Source organism: Deinococcus multiflagellatus (assembly GCF_020166415.1).
In the GTDB taxonomy this organism is placed as follows: Bacteria; Deinococcota; Deinococci; order Deinococcales; family Deinococcaceae; genus Deinococcus; species Deinococcus multiflagellatus.
In genome coordinates this window covers 13,594-31,850 of sequence record NZ_JAIQXV010000015.1, presented here as the reverse complement: position 1 = coordinate 31,850, position 18,257 = coordinate 13,594, and the positions used below count along the sequence as shown (strand labels likewise).

Sequence of the window (18,257 nt, the reverse complement as noted above, 5' to 3'; positions counted from 1 at the left end):
TGTGGGGGGGCCCGCTGGCCTCCTACCATGAGGCATGGACTTTGCCACGCTGCGCGCCGACCTGATCGGGGGAGACACCGTGATCCGCACGCCGTTTGGAGCGCGGCGCGTGACCTACGCCGACTATGTGGCCTCGGGCCGGGCGCTGCGCAGCGTGGAGGACCGGGTGGCTTCTTTGGCGCTGCCGCTGTACGCCAACACCCACACCGAGGACAGCGCCACAGGCGCCCACTGCACCCACCTGACCCACCAGGCCACCGAGTACATCCGCGCGCAGCTGGGCGGCGATGCCAGCTGCAAGGTGGTGTTCTGCGGGTCTGGCAGCACGGCGGCGGTGCGGCGCATGCAGGACATCCTGGGCATCGCCGCAGGCGCCCACCACCGACAGACCCTGCTGGCAGCGCTGCCAGAGCGCGACCGCCCGGTGGTATTCGTGGGCCCCTACGAACACCACAGCAACGAGATCAGCTGGCGCGAAACCCTGGCGGAGGTGGTAGAGCTGCCGCTGTGCGAACGCGGAAACCTGGACCTGGATGCCCTGGTGCGGGCCCTCAAAGACCCTCGCTACGCCGGGCGCCCCAAGATCGGGTCGTTCAGCGCCGCCAGCAATGTTACGGGTCTGCTCACCGACACGCGCACGGTGGCCCGCATCCTGCACGCGCACGGCGCCTATGCCTTTTTTGACTTTGCCGCCAGCGCGCCTTACGTCACCATCGATATGAAGCCCGGCCAGCCTGACGGCTATGACGCGGTGTTCCTGAGCCCGCACAAGTTCGTGGGCGGCCCTGGCACCCCGGGCCTGCTGTGTTTCCGGCAGGAGCTGTACCGCCTGACGGTGCCCAGCACGGCGGGCGGCGGCACGGTCAGCTTCGTGAACCGCACCCGACAGGTCTACATTGACGATATTGAGGCGCGAGAAGACGCCGGCACCCCCGCCATCCTGGGCAAGATTCGGACTGCGCTGGCTTTTCAGGTGAAAGCGGCCCTGGGCCCGGCAGCGATGACCGCCCGCGAGCACGAGCTGTTCGGCCGTGCCCTGGCCCGGCTGCGCCCCAACCCGCGCCTGCGGCTGCTGGGCAATCTGGACGCCCCCCGCTTGGCTTTCCTGTCCTTCCTGACCCTCACTTCGGACGGGCGGCAGTTGCATCCCCGGCTGGTGGTGCGGCTGCTCAACGACCTTTTCGGCATTCAGGCGCGGGGCGGCTGCGCCTGCGCTGGCCCCTACGGCCACGCCCTGCTGAGCGTGGACGACCAGACCAGCGAACGGTATCTGCAGTGCGTGCTGGACCATGTGGACGGCGTGAAGCCCGGCTGGACCCGCCTGAATCTGGCGCCCTGGGCCACCGATGAAGAGGTGGACTTTCTGCTCTCGGCTCTGGAATTCGTGGCCGAATACGGCGAACGCTTTGTGCCGCTCTACGACTTCGACTGGACCACGGGGGCGTGGCACCACCCGGCCGACACGGCGCCACTGGACCTGTTTGGGGCAGAGCGCCCGGCACAGGGCAGTGGACCCGTGCTCTATGCCGAGTATTTGGCGCAGGCGCACGCCCTGGCCGAAGGGTTGGCGCCGGTAGGGGAGGGGAGACCCATCCCGCCCCATGTCCCCGCTGATCTGGTCTTTTTCGTGCATTGAAGCTGAAGCGCGAACCCTGGGCGATGACAGGAAGTTGGGAGGTTCGCGCAGGCTGGGGTGGGTCACTGGCACGCTCAGGTGCTGCTGAACCTCCATCTACCGCACCCTGGAAGCTTGACGCTGTAAAGGGGTTCGCGTTTTCTAGCCCGCAGCTTATGATCTGGAGGCATTGAGAACGCGTGCCTGTTGCAGCCTGCTTTTAAGCGGGCTGAGGATTGAAACCTGTTCGTTGACCAGATGCTGGGCCGCGTTGAAGGTGTTGCAGCCTGCTTTTAAGCGGGCTGAGGATTGAAACAACAGGCGACAGGGGTAGACCTCGGGTTAGCTGAAGTTGCAGCCTGCTTTTAAGCGGGCTGAGGATTGAAACACGATCTTGGGTAGTTCCGACAAGATTCACACGCGTTGCAGCCTGCTTTTAAGCGGGCTGAGGATTGAAACCTCTGACAGGTCGCAGCCGGCGTCCTGGCCGCGCGTTGCAGCCTGCTTTTAAGCGGGCTGAGGATTGAAACGGGTGGGTGGGCCTGCCAGTCCCACAACTCCGGCGTTGCAGCCTGCTTTTAAGCGGGCTGAGGATTGAAACTGAACTATTACCGTGAGGAAGCGGCGCACATCGCGTTGCAGCCTGCTTTTAAGCGGGCTGAGGATTGAAACAGGTGGCGGCCACCGGCCCCAATGCCCAGGCCCTGGTTGCAGCCTGCTTTTAAGCGGGCTGAGGATTGAAACTGGAGGAACATCAGGAACAGGCCCAGAGCCTGGAGTTGCAGCCTGCTTTTAAGCGGGCTGAGGATTGAAACGGGGGATAGGCAGCGCAAAGCGGCCCACAAAGAGTTGCAGCCTGCTTTTAAGCGGGCTGAGGATTGAAACATCGAAGGCCTCATCCGTGGGGAAGGCGGGCAGTTGCAGCCTGCTTTTAAGCGGGCTGAGGATTGAAACATCACAACGCCCTCACGGTCACCCGGCCCCTGGTGTTGCAGCCTGCCTTTATGCGGGCTGAGGATTGAGACCCCAGACTCTTGTACATGGCCGCGCGCGCCGCCTGGTTGCAGCCTGCCTTTAGGTGGGCTGAGGACTGAAACAACGCACGCGGCGCAACCGGCGCCCTGGACCTGCGTTGCAGCCTGCTTTTAAGCGGGCTGAGGATTGAAACACTGCTGCGGCCCAGGTGCCCGCCAGCATCATGGGGGTTGCAGCCTGCTTTTAGGCGGGCTGAGGATTGAGACATGCAGGGCGCATGGCGCCAGGTGCTGCTGCAACGTTGCAGCCCACTTTCGGTCAGGCTGAGGATTGCAGCTTCCACAAAGAATTCCTCTAAGGCGCCGCAGCCGCTCCACACTCACAGTCCCACCCCCTACCCTCCTCGTCCCCTCTACACGGACAGAAACCGTGCCGGCCAACCCCAGTTTCTAGGCAGCCGCCTGCCAATCTCCCGGGGCTCTTCCTCCCCTCACGGTCAAAGGGTCTAAAATACCTAACGAGCGTTTGCTAGACAGATTTCCGTTTGGGTGGGGCCAGGGCAACCCCTGCGCCCGCCCCGACGCCAGGAGGCCCCAGGTCATGATTCAACCCTTCACGCCGGAACCCATCCGCTACGTTGCGGAAGACGGGACCCCCGTGCAGCCGCTGCCGGCGCGGTTTACGCCAGAGCTGCTGCGCGAACTGCACGGCCTAATGCTTCAGGCCCGCGAGTTCGACCGCAAGCTGATTACCCTGCTGCGCCAGGGCCGCACCACCTTCTATGCCCAGTCCAGCGGAATGGAAGCCACCCAGGTGGGGCTGGCGCGTTCCATTCGTGTGGGGCACGACTGGGTGTGGCCGTACTACCGCGACCACACGCTGGGGCTGGCCATGGGCGTGCCCATGTTCGAGCTGATCAGCCAGTGCCTGGGCACGAATTCAGACACGTGCCGGGGCCGCCAGATGCCGCACCACTTCGCCGCGCAGGCGCAGAACTTCGTGTCTATCTCCAGCTCTATTGCCTCGCAGGTGCCGCCCGCAGCCGGCAACGCGATGGCGCAGAAATACCTGGGTGTGGACGAGATCACGGTCTGCACGTTTGGCGACGGCGCCACCAGCGAAGGCGACTGGTACGCGGGCCTGAACATGGCGGGCGCCGCGCAGGCCCCGGCCCTGTTCGTGTGCGAGAACAACCAGTGGGCCATCAGCACGTCCATCCGCGAGCAGACGGCCAGCGAGACCATTCACATCAAGGCCAAGGCCTACGGTATGCCCGGCTACTACGTGGACGGCAACGACATCGTGGCGGTCATGGAAGTCATGACGGCGGTGGCCGAGGGGGTGCGCGCCGGGCAGGGCCCCGCCCTGGTCGAGTGCCTTACCTACCGCGTGGGCTCGCACTCGAACGCTGACGCGGACGCCGAGAAGCACTACCGCACCCGCGAGGAAGTGGAGGAGTGGCTGGGCCGCGATCCCATTACCCGCGTGGAAAAGCTGCTGGAGCAGTTGGGCCACCCCGTCAGCGCCGAGGAACGCGCCGAGATCATCGCCCGCACCCACCGTGAGGTGGACGAGCAGGTGCTGCGCGCCGAGGCCACCGGGCAGCCCGACTGGCGCATCATCTTTGAAGACGTCTACGCCGACGTGCCGGACCACCTGCGCCAGCAGGAGGCTTTCCTGCGCGCCGAGCAGAGCGGGGGGCCGGCATGACCGCCACACAGGACCGTCAGGAGCAGGGCGCCGTGGGGGGGACGCGGACCATCAACCTCATTCAGGCCGTCACCGAAGCGATTGCCGAGGAAATGGAGCGCGACAACCGCGTGGTGCTGTTCGGGGAAGACGTGGGCGCGCGCGGCGGGGTGTTCATGGCGACCGCCGGCCTGCAGGAGCGCTTCGGCAAGCACCGCGTGTTCGACACGCCGCTGAGCGAGGCCAGCATCGTGGGCGCTGCCGTGGGCATGGCTGTGCGCGGCCTGCGCCCCATCGCCGAGATTCAGTTTGCCGACTACATGGGCCCCGGCTTTGACCAGATCATTTCCCAGGCCGCCAAGATCCGCTACCGCAGCGCGGGGCAGTTCACGGCGCCGATGGTGATCCGCACGCCTTCGGGCGGCGGCGTGAAGGGCGGGCACCACCACAGCCAGAGCCCCGAAAGCTACTACACCCACACCCCGGGCCTGAAAGTGGTCATGCCCAGCACCCCCTACGACGCCAAGGGGCTCCTCAAGGCCGCGCTGCGCGGCGAGGACCCGGTCATTTACTTCGAGCCCAAACGCCTGTACCGCGCCGCCAAGGGTGAGGTGCCCGACCACGATTACGTGGTGAAACTGGGCGAGGCCGCCATTCGCCGTGAGGGCGACGACCTGTCCCTGATCGGCTACGGCGGCGTGATGCCCGACCTGGAAAAGGCTGCCGACGCCCTGGCCGCCGAAGGGGTCAGCGTGGAGGTCATTGACCTGCGCTCGCTGGTGCCCTGGGACCGCGACCGGGTGCTCACCAGCGTGCAAAAGACGGGCCGCGCCGTGCTGGTCAGCGAGGCGCCCCGCATTTCCAACTTCATGGGCGAGGTCGCCTACGTCATTCAGGAACAGGCCTTTGACTCGCTCACCGCGCCCGTGGGGCAGGTGGCGGGCTTCGATACGCCCTATCCCTACGTGCAGGACAAGGTGTACCTGCCCGGCCCCAACCGCATTGTGGCCGCCTGTGTGCAGGCGCTGAACTATTAAGCTGGGGGCCGTGAAGCCTGATCTTCTGCGCCCGCTGCTGGGCACCCTGGGCCTGCTGATTGGGTTTGGCCTGTACGCCCTGGCCGGGCGGCTGGCCGAACCCTGGCAGAGCGCGGCCATAGGCGGCATGTTTGTGCTGCTGGGGGTCAGCGCCTGGGTGTACGCCCGGGGCGAACGCTGGATTCAGGGCCTGGGCCTGCTGCTGCTCATCTACGGCCTGCTGCGCGCGCTGGTGCTGCGCTAGTTTTCCGCACAAACGAGGTTTTCTATGAAAGAAGTGCTGCTGCCCGAACTTGCCGAAAGCGTGGTAGAGGGCGAAATCCTGAAATGGCTGGTGCAGGAAGGCGATACCATTGTCCTGGAACAGCCCCTGTGCGAAGTGATGACCGACAAGGTGACGGTGGAGCTGCCCAGCCCCGTGGCCGGGGTGCTGCACAAGCGCCTGGCGGGCGAGGGTGACGTGGTGGCCGTGCACGCCGCCATTGCCCTGATTGACGAGGGGGGCAGCGCCGCCAGCGCGCCCACGCCCACCCAGGGCATTCAGAACAGTGCGGGCAGCCCCGCCGCCCCCGGCAGCGCCCTGCCGCCGCAGGCCCAGGAAGAGCGCGAACAGGTGGGCGGCAGCATCGTCGAGGCCGGGCATCTGGCGAACAAGGCCGACGACGATTCCAGCAGCCTGTTCAAGGCGTTTGCCTCGGACGAGAAGATTCAGGTGCAGGGGCTGACCAACCGGGCCGGCGAGAATCTGGCCGGCAGCGGCGCCCCGGGCACCTACACGGGCGGCGTGGGCAGCATCCTTAACCGCGAGCCCGCCCCGGCTGGCCGCGCCGACGGCCGGGTGCTGGCGGTTCCCGCCGCGCGGCAGCTGGCCCGCGAACTGGGCCTGGACCTGACCCAGGTGCAGGGCAGCGGTCCCAACGGGCGCATCCGCGTGTCCGACGTGCTGGCGCATGGCCAGCGTGCCCAGGCGGCCCCGGCACCCCAGCCAGCCCCCGCGCCGCAGGCCGCCCCCCAGGCCCCGGCCCAGAAGGGCGCCGCAGGCGGCGGCATGACCGTGCCCCCGGTGCAGTACCGCACGCCCAAGGGCTACGAACACCTGGAAGAGCGCGTGCCCCTGCGCGGCATGCGCCGGGCCATCAGCAACCAGATGGTGGCCAGCCACCTGTACACCGTGCGCACCCTGACGGTGGACGAGGTGAACCTCAGCAAGCTGGTGGAATTCCGCAGCCGCGTCAAGGACGAGGCCGCCGCCGCTGGCGTGAAGCTCTCGTACCTGCCGTTCATCTTCAAGGCGGTGGCGGTTGCTCTGCGCAAGTTCCCCAGCCTGAACACCTCGTTCGACGAGGCCACGCAGGAAATCGTGCAGAAGCGCTACTACAACATTGGCATGGCGGTCGCCACCGACGCGGGCCTCACGGTGCCGGTGCTGAAAGACGTGAACCACAAGAGCATCTTTGACCTGGCGCGCGAAGTCACCGATCTGGCGGGCCGCGCCCAGGCGGGCAAACTGCAGGCCGATGAACTGGCGGGCAGCACCTTCAGCGTCACGAACATCGGGTCTATTGGCGCGCTGTTCTCATTCCCCATCATCAACGTGCCCGACGCCGCCATTCTGGGCGTGCACTCCATCCAGAAGCGCCCCATTGTGAACGAGTACGACGAGATCGTGGTGGCGCACATGATGTACCTCTCGCTGTCCTTTGACCACCGCCTTGTGGACGGCGCCGAGGCCGCGCGCTTCTGCAAGGAAGTGATTCGCCTGCTGGAAAACCCCGACCGGCTGATGCTGGAAGCGATGTAAAAGCCCTTCTCTGAAAAGTCCGCCCGGTGTGGCGGACTTTTTTTCGGTTGGAGAGAGGAGTCTTGAAAAAGCCGCCCTGAAAAGCGCTGTACGGGAAAACCCCGTTTTGTCCTGGTTCAGCCCTCCGACCCCCGTCAGAGCGCTGTGAGTGACCGGGCTACACACTGGGGCAGGTCACCGTTCTGAGCGCGCGCCCGGCGGGGCCTGACCCTTAGCCCCGCACTGTGACTGGAACTTCAGCCGCGCGTCAGCCTCTCAGGGTACGCTGGGTAGTCATAAGCCCGGCCCCCACCCGGCCGTGGTCTTGTTCCCGCCCTTTCCCCACGCCCCCAGACCAGATACGGAGTCCCCTGAACACCATGACCAGACTGCTCTTTGCCCTCCTGACCCTCCTGAGCCTGTCCGCGCCTGCCGGGGCGCTGCAGCTGATCGTGTGGGACCGCGAGATGAACATCAAACTGGGCAGCGGCGAGAGCAGCGGCGGGCGCATGACGGTGCGGCTGGTGGACGACTACGACGGCCCCGTGGTGGTGCTGTTCGCCCCCAGCGACGACGAGCGCGCCCGGGGCACCTTTGCGGGCCTGAAAAGCCGCTACACCGGCACCCTGAACGACGGCCAGCTGATACTGGAAGGCGGCACCACACTGGCGCGGCTGCTGACGCCCTTCAAGCTGTCGGTCAGCCTGCAGCGCGCCGGGCAGTCGCTCAGCCTGCCGGGCCTGCGCAACACCGGCCCCGGGAATTCCAACAAGTAAAGCCCAACGAAGCGCGCAGGTTTGCTCAAGCCCAGCGCGTAGACGCGGCATTACGATCACAGCACCAGGGGCGCCGCGGCTTGGCGCGCGGGGGCCCCGAAGGAGACGCATGCTGGCTCAGATCCTCATTGTTGAAGACGACCCACACCTGGGGCCGCTGCTCAAGGAATACCTCTCGGCCGACTATCAGGTGCACCACGCCGCCACGCTCAAAGACGCCCAGGCGTGGCTGGGCACCCACACCGCGCAGCTGATCCTGCTGGACCTGAACCTGCCCGACGGCGACGGCCTGGATCTGGTGGCGGCCCTGCGGCAGTATTCCAGCACGCCTGTGCTGGTGCTTTCGGCACGCAGTGGCGTGCAGGAGCGGGTGGCGGGCCTGAACGCGGGGGCCGACGATTACCTCACCAAGCCCTTCGCCATGCCCGAGCTGGACGCCCGCATTACAGCCCTGCTGCGGCGCACGGCGGCCGGGACCGGCGTGAACCTGGGGAACACCAGCCTCAGCACCAGTTCGCTGCTGCTGACCGTGGGCGACAAGCATGTGAACCTCACCGAGCACGAGGCGCGGATTCTGGAGCTGATGATGCGCACCCCGGAACGCGTGTTTTCCCGCGCGGACATTGAGTCGCATCTATACGGCTGGGAAACCCCCAACAGCAACTCGGTGGAAGTGCGCATCTCGCAGCTGCGTAAAAAACTGGAACATGCCGGCAGTGACCTGCGCATCCGCACCATTCGCAACGTCGGCTATGTGCTGCAGGCCTAGCCTGTGACGCCGTGACCCAGCAGGCCGGGCCGGACTCCGGCGCCCAGGCGCGGCGCCGGGCAGCCCGGCTGACGCCCGGCGCGGGGCTGCACTCCGCGCGGGTGGCGTGGCGCCATTCCCTGCGCTTCCGGCTGGCCCTCACCTACAGCCTGCTGGCCCTGGGCCTGATCACCCTCATCACCCTGGGGGTGGTCACGCTGCTCTTAGGCCGCATGGAGCGGCAGTTTCAGGACCGCCTGAACGAACGCGCCGACACACTGGCCCAGGCCTTTACCGACCCCGGTAGCCTGGGCCGGGCGGCGGGCAGCGCCAGCGCCTACACCATGCTGATTGGCTTTGATGGGCAGGTAACCAGCGCCAGTTCGGCGCTGCGCGAATACATCGAGGCGCCCTATCCCTTTGGCGACCTGTCGCGCGTGCCGGTGCAGAACACCACGGTGCGCGTGGTCAAGCGCAAGGCCGGCAACTTCGGCACCCTGTGGGTGGGTCTGCCCGAAGACGACCTGCTCTCGGCCCGCCAGAGTGCCTTAAGTGCGCTGCTGCTGGCCCTGATCGTCTCGCCCGCTGTGCTGCTGCTGACGGGCTGGTTCGTGGGGCGGCGCGCGCTGGCCGGGCTGGAAAGTGCCGCCAGCCTCGCCGACCGCATTGACCCCACCCGTAGCTTGGAGACCCTGCCGCTGCCCGGACGCGAGGACGAGGTTCACCGCCTGCTGGCGGCCATCAACCGCCTGCTGGTGCGCATTGAGGCCGGGCAGGCCCGCGAAAAGCAGCTGCTGGGCCAGATTGTGCATGAGCTGGGCGCGCCGCTGACCGTCCTGAAAGCCAGCCTGCAGCGGGCCGAGGAACGCACCCGCGACCCGGAGGTGGCCCGCGCGGCGCTGGTGGCCGACGAGCTGACCTTCACCACCCAGGACCTGATGCAGCTGGCGCGCGGCCAGCTGGAACTGAAGCTGGCGTGGCATTACATTCCGGCGCGCACGCTGCAGGGCCGCCTGGACCGGCTGGTGCCCGGCACCACGTTTCTGGGCGACTGGCAGGGCGGCATCCTGTGCGACCCGGACCGGCTGACCCAGGCCCTGCGCAACCTCCTGGCCAACGCCCGGCGCGCGGCGGGCCCCGCCGGCACCGTGACCCTCACCCTGCAGGAGACCCCGGAGCGCGTCACCTTTACCGTCCACGACAGCGGCCCCGGCCTGCCCGATGACCTGGGCGAACGCATTTTCGAGCCCTTCGTGAGCGGCGCAGGCAGCAGCGGCCTGGGCCTCAGCGTGGCCCGTCAGATTGCCCGGCTGCACGGCGGCGAGCTGAGCGGCACCACCCACCCCCAGGGCGGCGCGCTGTTCACCCTGACCATCCCCGGCGCGGCGCTGGGCGACGAGGAAGATGAGCCTCTGGACGAGGACCCAGTCGAGGAAGACCCCGTGCCCGCCTCCTCCTGACCCACCCCGGGCAACTTCGCCTGCCGGGCCGCCCCCGGCCCCGTATGCTGACCCGGTGACTGGCCCCTCTGTGAATGGCCCCACCCTGTTCGATGCCGCGCCGCCCGCCCTGGCCGATGAGCGACTGGCCCTGCTGGTCCTGCGCTTTACCACCCAGCTGGGCCCGCGCCGGATTGAGGGGCTACGCCGGCACTTCGGCAGCGCCGTAGCGGTCCTGCAGGCCCCGGGCCGCGCCCTGCGCGAGGTGTCGGGCCTGGACAGCCGCAGCGTGGCGGCGCTGGGGGACGCCAGAGCCCAGGGGCAGGCCCACACCCGCGCCCAGACCGAACTGGCCCGCACCCAGGCCGAAGGGGTCACCCTGCTGTTCCGGGGCCTGCCCGGTTACCCGGCGGCGCTCAATGCCCTGGGTGATCCGCCCCCGGTGCTGTGGGTGCGCGGCGACCTGCCCGAGTTGCCCGAGGTCCCGCGCGCCATTGGCATGGTGGGCACCCGCGCGGCCAGCCCGCACGGCGCCGCCTTTACCCGCATGCTGGCCGCCGATCTGGCGCGGGCCGGCGTGGTGGTGGTCAGTGGACTGGCGCGGGGCATTGACACGGCGGCGCACGGGGCGGCCGTGGAGGCTGGGGGCCTCAGCATCGCGGTGCTGGGGAGCGCGGTGGACGTGATTTACCCCAGCGAGAACCGGGCCCTGGCCGAGCGCCTGATCCTGGTCAGCGAGTCGCCGCTGGGCACCCGCCCAGCCCAGCACCTCTTTCCCGAACGCAACCGCCTGATTGCCGCGCTGTCGGCCGGGACCGTGGTGGTGGAAGGCGAGCGCAGATCCGGTTCGCTGATCACCGCCACGCACGCCCTGGAGTGTGGCCGCACGGTGTTTGCGGTGCCGGGCCGCGCGGGCGATCCCCGCGCCGCTGGCCCCCACCAGCTGCTGCGCGACGGCGCCGTGCTGACCGAGAGCGCCGCCGATGTCCTGACCGAACTGGGCTGGGGCGCCGCCCCGCCAGCCCCCCTGCCAGACCTGCCCCCCGAACAGGCCCGGGTACTGGCCGCTCTGCACGAACCGCGCACGCTGGACGACCTACAGACCCTCACCGGCCTGCCCCTGTCCGAGGTGCAGACCGCGCTGGTGCTGCTCCAACTGCTGGGCCTGACCGAAGAGGTGGGCGGGCGCTGGGTGCGGCGCTAGAGTCCCCACCCACCTGCTGTACCTCGACCCCCGGGCCGTTCAGATGCCAGGATGGCCGCATGGACATTCTGGTTCTGGGCGGCACCAAGTTCGTGGGGCGGCATATCGTGCTGGCGTTGCTGGCGGCCGGGCACCGGGTGACAGTGCTCACCCGGGGGCAAAGCCCCGACGAGCTGCCCGCCGAGGTGGAGCGCCTGCACGGTGACCGGAACGTCGGCGAGGCGGGGTTGGCCGCTCTGGCCGGGCGCACCTGGGCCGCCTGCGTGGATGTCAGCGGCTACACACCTGGGCAGGTGCGCGCCAGCGCCGAGGGGCTGCAGGGTCAGGTAGGACGCTACGTGTTCATCAGCACCGCCAGCGTCTATGCCGAGCCGGACCGCCACCCGGTGCGCGAGGACGACCCGCTGCTGCCCCCCGCCGCCGAAGACGTGACCGAGATCACGGGTGAAACCTACGGCCCCCTCAAGGTCACCTGCGAGCAGATCGTGCAGGCCACCTACGGCGAGCGGGCCACCATCCTGCGCCCCCAGATCGTGGCCGGGCCCTACGACCACACTGCCCGCTACCCGTACTGGCCTGACCGCGCGAGCAGGGGAGGGGAGACCCTGCTGCCCGGCGACGGCACCGACCACCTGCAGGTGATTGACGCGCGGGATCTGGCCCGCTTTACCGTGCAGGTGATTGAGCAGGGCATTGGCGGCGTGTTCAACCTCGCCGGGCCCCGCCTGACCTGGGCCGAGTTCGCCCGCGTCCTGGGCATCACCCAGCCGGTGTGGCTGGGCCAGGACGCGCTGGAGCGGGCCGGGCTGGGCTTCCGCGAACTGCCCCTGTATCTCCCCGAGGCGGCGCCCCAGGCCGGTCTGATGGATCTCAGCGCCGAGCGGGCCCTGGCCGCCGGGCTGACCCTGACCCCGCCCGAAGTCACCGCCCAGAACACCCGGGCCTGGAGTGCGGGGGCGCATCTGGACTACGCCCTGAGCCCCGAGCGAGAAGCTGAAGTCCTGCGCGCACACCGAGAAAAAGAAAACTGAGCCCCCCGGCCTTTCTCCAGAGAGAAGCGAAAGCGCGGGTGCTATGCTGGCCGGCGCATCAAGAGTGCCGCAAGGGAGGTGCGCCTTATCTCGCAGGAAATCTGGGCGGACGTGCTGGGGTACGTCCGCAAGAACATTTCAGAGGTCGAATACCACACCTGGTTCGCGCCGGTGAAGAACCTGGGCGTGCAGGAAGGCTCGCTGGTGCTGGGCGTGCGCAACTCGTTCGCCCAGGAGTGGTTTCGCAAGCACTACCTGGAACTGCTCGAAGACGCCCTGCGCTCGCTGGGCGCGCAGAATCCGCAGGTGACCTTTCAGGTGCTGCCGGCCGCACAGGACGCCCTGCTGCTGCCCACCGATCCGCCGCCGGGCCCGCCACCGCCGGCACCCGCAGGCCGCGCGCCCAGCCCCCCTCTGCCGGAAAACCGCAAGGTGCTCAATCCCAAATACACCTTCGAGAACTTCGTGGTGGGGCCCAACAACAACCTCGCGCACGCCGCCGCCCTGGCCGTGGCCGAGTCGCCGGGCAAGGCATACAACCCCCTCTTTATCTACGGGGACGTGGGCCTGGGCAAAACCCACCTGATGCACGCGGTGGGCCACTACATGACCGAGCGCTTTCCCGGCAAGCGCATTGAGTACGTCTCCACCGAGTCGTTCACGAATGACCTGATCAACGCCATCCGCGACGACAAGATGACGCAGTTTCGCAACCGCTACCGCTCGGTGGACCTGCTGCTGGTGGACGATATCCAGTTTCTGGCCGGCAAGGAGCGCACGCAGGAGGAGTTCTTCCATACCTTCAACGCGCTCTACGAGAACCACAAGCAGATCATCCTGAGTTCCGACCGGCCGCCCAAGGACATCCAGACCCTGGAAGGGCGCCTGCGCAGCCGCTTCGAATGGGGCCTGATCACCGATATCCAGTCTCCGGAATTCGAGACGCGGGTGGCGATTCTGAAGATGAACGCCGAGCACAACCGCATCAACATCCCGCAGGAGGTGCTGGAACTCATCGCCCGGCAGGTCACCAGCAACATCCGGGAACTCGAAGGCGCGCTGATGCGGGTGGTGGCCTTTTCCAGCCTGAACAATGTGCCCTTCTCGCGGGCAGTGGCGGCCAAGGCCCTGAGCAACGTCTTTGCACCCCAGGAAGTCAAGGTGGAGATGATGGACGTGCTGCGGCAGGTGGCCACGCACTACAACATGCCCGCCGAGGTGATTCGCGGCGCTGGGCGCGTGCGCGAGGTGGTCACCGCCCGGCAGGTGGCCCAGTACCTGATCCGCGAGCTGACAGACCATTCACTCCCCGAAATCGGCCAGTTCTTCGGCCGGGACCACTCCACCGTCATGCACGCCATCAGCAAGGTCACCGAGGCCCTGGGCAAGGACGCCGAACTGACTGCCTCGGTGGACACCCTGCGCCGCCGGATGCAGGGGCTGGATGACGATGAGGTTGAAGCATAATGATGGGTAGCCGTTTTGGTGGATTCAGAATATGTTCCAAAATCCGTTCCAAAACGGTGTGCACAGTTTCACAAGCTGTGGAAAAACCTGTGGATAAGCTGTGGATAACCCCGATTTTTCTGTGGATAACTTTGTGGAAAACTCGGACCCCCGAGAGGGGTGTGGATAACCCCCAAAGTTATCCACAGGTTTTCCACACGAAAGGGCCAGTTATCCACATTTTTGTCCACAGGGCGAACCTGCGCTGGGCGCTCGCCTAAGGCACTTTTCCACAGTTTCCACAGGCCCTATTACTACTACTATCTTTTTTAAGTTTAAAAACAGGAAAAAGATAGGGACCAGACAGTGAGGCAAGGCATGAACGTACACGTCACCAAGAAAATCCTGAGCGAAGGCCTGGGCTTGCTGGAGCGGGTGATCCCCAGCCGCAGCAGCAACCCCCTGCTCACATCCCTGAAGGTGGAGGCCAGTGAAGCCGGCCTGACCCTCAGCGGCACCAACCTCGAAATTGACCTCTCGTGCTTTGTGCCTGCGGAAGTCAAAGCGCCGCAGAACTTCGTGGTGCCCGCCCACCTGTTCGCGCAGATCGTGCGCAATCTGGGCGGCGAACTGGTGGAGCTGGAACTCAGCGGGCAGGAGCTGTCGGTGCGCTCGGGTGGCTCGGACTTTAAGCTGCAGACCGGCGACATTGACGCCTACCCGCCCCTGAGCTTCCCGGCCCAGGCCGATGTCAGCCTGGACTCGGGCGAACTGGCCCGCGCCTTTGCCAGCGTGCGCTACGCCGCCAGCAACGAGGCGTTTCAGGCCGTCTTCCGGGGGATCAAGCTGGAGCACCGACCCGAGGGCGCGCGGGTGGTGGCGTCTGACGGCTACCGGGTGGCCATCCGCGACTTCCCGGCCAGTGGCGACGGCCGCAACCTGATCATTCCGGCGCGCAGCGTGGATGAACTGATCCGGGTGCTCAAGGACGGCGAGGCCCGTTTCACCTACGGCGAGGGCCTGCTGAGCGTGACCACCGACCGCGTGCGCATGAACCTGAAGCTGCTCGACGGCGATTTCCCGGACTACGAGCGCGTGATTCCCAAGGAGATCAAGCTGCAGGTCACCCTGCCCGCCACCGCCCTGAAGGAAGCCGTGAACCGCGTGGCCGTGCTGGCCGACAAGAACGCGAATAACCGTGTGGAATTCCTGGTGTCGGAGGGCAAACTGCGCCTGGCCGCCGAGGGCGATTACGGCCGCGCGCAGGACACCCTGGATGTGGTGCAGGGCGGCACCGAACCCGCCATGAGCCTCGCTTTCAACGCCCGGCATGTGCTGGACGCTCTGGGCCCTATCGAAGGTGAAGCCGAGTTGCTGTTCTCCGGCTCCACCAGCCCCGCGATCTTCCGCGCGGCCGGGGGCGGGGGCTACATGGCCGTCATGGTCACGCTGCGCGTTTAAGGGCCCTTTCCGGGGCGGCGCGGGGTAAGGACGGGGGAGCGTTAGACCGGGTTTACCGAGAGGGTCCCGCCCCCGCTTATAGTGTCTGAAGTACACCTTCCGCCGGGCGGAAGGGCCGTGAATTGGGGAGGAAAACAGGAATGAAGATTCAGAAAGTGCTCGCCCGTGAAGTCCTGGACTCGCGCGGCAACCCCACCGTGGAAGCTGAAGTTCACCTCGACAGCGGTCTGTCTGGCCGCGCCATTGTGCCCAGCGGCGCCAGCACCGGCACCCACGAGGCGCTGGAACTGCGCGACGGCGGCGCCCGCTACCTGGGCAAGGGCGTGCAGCAGGCCGTGGGCAACGTGAACGGGGCCCTGGGTCCGGCCATCGTGGGCCTGGACGCCAGCGAGCAGGCTGCCATTGACGCCGCCCTGATGGCCGTGGACGGCACCCCCAACAAGGGCAAGCTGGGCGGCAACGCCATCCTGGCCGTCAGCCTCGCCACGGCCCGCGCGGCGGCGGCCGAGCTGAATATTCCCCTGTACCGCTACCTGGGCGGCAGCAACGCCAAGACCCTGCCCGTGCCGATGATGAACCTGATCAACGGCGGGGCGCACGCCGACAACTCCGTGGACTTTCAGGAGTTCATGGTGATGCCCGTGGGCGCCCCCAGCTTCCGCGAGGCGCTGCGCTACGGCGCCGAAACCTTCCACACCCTGAAAAAGGTGCTGGCCAGCAAGGGCTACAACACCAACGTGGGCGACGAAGGCGGCTTTGCCCCCGACCTCAAGAGCAACGAGGAAGCCCTGGACGTGCTGCTGGAGGCCATCGAGAAGGCTGGCTACGAGCCCGGCAAGGACATCGCCATCGCCCTGGACCCCGCGGTGACCGAGCTGTACAAGGACGGCCAGTACCACCTCGAAAGCGAGGGCCGCGTGCTCTCGACGGCCGAGATGGTGGACTTCTGGGCCGACTGGGGCAGCCGTTACCCCATCGTCAGCATTGAAGACGGCCTGGCCGAAGACGACTGGGACGGCTGGGCCGCCCTGACCGCCAAGATCGGTGACCGGGTGCAGCTGGTAGGCGACGACCTGTTCGTGACCAACCCCGAGCGGTTGCAGCGCGGCATTGATACGAAGGTGGGCAACGCGATTCTGGTGAAGGTGAACCAGATTGGCAGCCTGACCGAGAGCATGGACGCCATTGAGCTGGCCAAGCGCCACCACTACGGCACCGTGATTTCGCACCGCAGCGGCGAGTCAGAGGACAACTTCATCGCCGATCTGGCGGTGGCGACCAATGCGGGCCAGATCAAGACGGGGTCGGCCAGCCGCTCAGACCGCATTGCCAAGTACAACCAGCTGCTGCGCATCGAAGACAGCCTGGGTGAGCGCGCCGTGTATCCAGGCCGCAAGGCGCTGCGCTAAGTCCTGTGGCCGGGCGGTGGGGGACAGTCTCCGCCGCCCGGTCCCCCTTGCCTCATGGAAAGGATTCCATCATGCAGATGAAAGACATTGACCGCGCCACCAAGATCGTGGCGACCGTGGGTCCCGCCAGCCGCTCGCCCGAGGTGCTGGGCCGCATGATTGACGCGGGCATGAACGTGGTGCGCATGAATTTCAGCCACGGTGACCGCGAAGACCACCGCCAGACAGTGCAGATGGTGCGCGAACTGGCCGAGAAAAAGGGCGTGGCGATTGGCATCCTGCAGGACCTGCAGGGCCCCAAGATCCGCGTGGGCCGCTTCAAGGAAGGCTCAGTCACCCTGAGCCCCGGCGACACCTTCACCATCACCATGGACGACATTGAGGGCGACGCCGAGCGGGTGTCGAGCACCTACAAGGGCCTCGTGCATGACGTGCAGCCGGGCATGGCGCTGCTGCTGGATGACGGCAACATGGCGTTGCAGGTGGACAGTGTGCGCGGCCAGGACGTGATCACCAAGGTGGTCATCGGCGGCGTGCTGAAGAACAACAAGGGCATCAACGTGCCCGAAGCCGACCTGAGCGTGCCCGCCCTGTCTGAAAAGGACGTGCAGGACATGGAGTTCGGCGCCGAGCTGGGCGTGGACTGGGTGGCCCTGAGCTTCGTGCGTTCGCGCGACGACCTGCTGCTGGCCCGGCACTACCTGTCGCGCTTTGGCAGCCGCGCCAAGCTGATGGCCAAGATTGAAAAGCCTCAGGCCGTGGACCGCTTTGACGACATCCTGAAGGAAGTGGACGGCATCATGGTGGCGCGCGGCGACCTGGGCGTGGAGATGCGCCCCGAGCAGGTGCCCACCATCCAGAAGCGCCTGATCCGCCTGTGCCGTGAAGTGGGCAAGCCGGTGATCACCGCCACCCAGATGCTGGAGAGCATGATCAACCTGCCCCGCCCCACCCGCGCCGAGGCCTCGGACGTGGCGAACGCCATCTACGACGGCACCGACGCCGTGATGCTCTCGGCAGAGTCGGCGGCGGGCCTGTACCCGGTGGAATCGGTGGCCATGATGGCCCGCATTGCCCACGAGGCCGAAGACAGCGAGCACTACAAGATGCTGCAGCGCCAGCTGGTCATCGACACCGAACTGGCCCAGGACGCCATTGCCTACGCGGCCTGCAACATTGGCGAGAAGCTGGATTCGCCCGCCATCGTGACCTTTACCAGCACCGGCGGCGCGGCCTCGCGCATTGCCAAGAACCGCCCCCCGCTGGCGATCCTGGCCCTGACCCCCAACGAACAGACCCGCAACCAGCTGGCCCTGGTGTGGGGCGTGGTGCCGGTACTCAGCGAAGACCCCCGCAACACCGACGACATGGTGCGCATTGCCAACGACGAACTGCGCCGCAGTCGGCTGGCCGATGTGGGTGACCGCTACGTGATCACGGCGGGCGTGCCCTTCGGCGTGCGCGGCACCACCAACATGCTCCGTGTGGAGCGCCTGCGCGAAGACCAGCTGCGCTTCTGAGCCCAGCGCAAATCGAACGGAGGGGCCAAGAATGTCCCTCCGTTCTGCTTGTGCCACGGCCTGGGTCGGGCGCTCATTCACCTTGCCGTGTGTCAGCTGGGCGTCAATTTTTTATCCACAGGCACGG

General features: G+C 66.9%; 14 protein-coding genes and 1 CRISPR repeat array. All 14 genes read left to right on the top strand.

What is annotated here, in order from left to right:
• The first annotated feature begins 34 nt into the window (after window positions 1-34).
• Window positions 35-1,636 (top strand): aminotransferase class V-fold PLP-dependent enzyme, encoded by a 1,602-nt coding sequence (locus K7W41_RS16030; protein WP_224610485.1) that lies wholly within the window; start codon window positions 35-37, stop codon window positions 1,634-1,636.
• A 185-nt stretch (window positions 1,637-1,821) separates the two neighbouring features.
• Window positions 1,822-2,856: direct repeats of the CRISPR family, unit length 37 nt; unit sequence GTTGCAGCCTGCTTTTAAGCGGGCTGAGGATTGAAAC.
• Between the two features lie 334 nt (window positions 2,857-3,190).
• Entirely contained in the window at window positions 3,191-4,300 is a 1,110-nt protein-coding gene (locus K7W41_RS16025) for a thiamine pyrophosphate-dependent dehydrogenase E1 component subunit alpha (protein ID WP_224610483.1), read from the top strand.
• Entirely contained in the window at window positions 4,297-5,316 is a 1,020-nt protein-coding gene (locus tag K7W41_RS16020; protein WP_224610481.1) for an alpha-ketoacid dehydrogenase subunit beta, read from the top strand. Before K7W41_RS16025 ends, K7W41_RS16020 begins: the two co-directional genes overlap by 4 nt.
• A gap of 10 nt (window positions 5,317-5,326) precedes the next feature.
• On the top strand, window positions 5,327-5,560 hold the full coding sequence (locus K7W41_RS16015) for a hypothetical protein (RefSeq protein ID WP_221090084.1): 234 nt from the start codon (window positions 5,327-5,329) through the stop codon (window positions 5,558-5,560).
• A 24-nt stretch (window positions 5,561-5,584) separates the two neighbouring features.
• On the top strand, window positions 5,585-7,117 hold the full coding sequence (locus K7W41_RS16010) for a dihydrolipoamide acetyltransferase family protein (protein ID WP_224610479.1): 1,533 nt from the start codon (window positions 5,585-5,587) through the stop codon (window positions 7,115-7,117).
• Between the two features lie 359 nt (window positions 7,118-7,476).
• A complete protein-coding gene (locus K7W41_RS16005) occupies window positions 7,477-7,872 on the top strand; it encodes a hypothetical protein (protein WP_224610478.1) in 396 nt (131 codons plus the stop codon).
• Between the two features lie 109 nt (window positions 7,873-7,981).
• Window positions 7,982-8,641 (top strand): response regulator transcription factor, encoded by a 660-nt coding sequence (locus K7W41_RS16000; RefSeq protein WP_224610477.1) that lies wholly within the window; start codon window positions 7,982-7,984, stop codon window positions 8,639-8,641.
• 68 nt (window positions 8,642-8,709) lie between these two features.
• Window positions 8,710-10,080 (top strand): sensor histidine kinase, encoded by a 1,371-nt coding sequence (locus K7W41_RS15995; protein WP_224610766.1) that lies wholly within the window; start codon window positions 8,710-8,712, stop codon window positions 10,078-10,080.
• Window positions 10,081-10,135: 55 nt separating this feature from the next.
• Window positions 10,136-11,263 carry a DNA-processing protein DprA gene (gene dprA / locus K7W41_RS15990; RefSeq protein ID WP_396115851.1) on the top strand — a complete coding sequence of 376 codons (1,128 nt, stop codon included), beginning with the start codon at window positions 10,136-10,138 and terminating at the stop codon, window positions 11,261-11,263.
• A gap of 59 nt (window positions 11,264-11,322) precedes the next feature.
• On the top strand, window positions 11,323-12,294 hold the full coding sequence (locus K7W41_RS15985) for an NAD-dependent epimerase/dehydratase family protein (protein WP_224610476.1): 972 nt from the start codon (window positions 11,323-11,325) through the stop codon (window positions 12,292-12,294).
• A gap of 87 nt (window positions 12,295-12,381) precedes the next feature.
• Window positions 12,382-13,761: a chromosomal replication initiator protein DnaA gene (gene dnaA, locus K7W41_RS15980; protein ID WP_224610763.1), complete on the top strand. Its 1,380-nt coding sequence runs from the start codon at window positions 12,382-12,384 to the stop codon at window positions 13,759-13,761.
• Between the two features lie 357 nt (window positions 13,762-14,118).
• Window positions 14,119-15,201 (top strand): DNA polymerase III subunit beta, encoded by a 1,083-nt coding sequence (gene dnaN, locus K7W41_RS15975; RefSeq protein ID WP_221090078.1) that lies wholly within the window; start codon window positions 14,119-14,121, stop codon window positions 15,199-15,201.
• A 140-nt stretch (window positions 15,202-15,341) separates the two neighbouring features.
• Window positions 15,342-16,610, top strand: coding sequence for a phosphopyruvate hydratase (gene eno, locus K7W41_RS15970; RefSeq protein WP_224610475.1), 1,269 nt, complete (start codon window positions 15,342-15,344; stop codon window positions 16,608-16,610).
• Between the two features lie 77 nt (window positions 16,611-16,687).
• The gene (gene pyk / locus K7W41_RS15965) at window positions 16,688-18,130 is read left to right on the top strand and encodes a pyruvate kinase (protein ID WP_224610761.1); all 1,443 of its coding nucleotides are present in this window, start codon (window positions 16,688-16,690) and stop codon (window positions 18,128-18,130) included.
• Window positions 18,131-18,257: the final 127 nt, after the last annotated feature.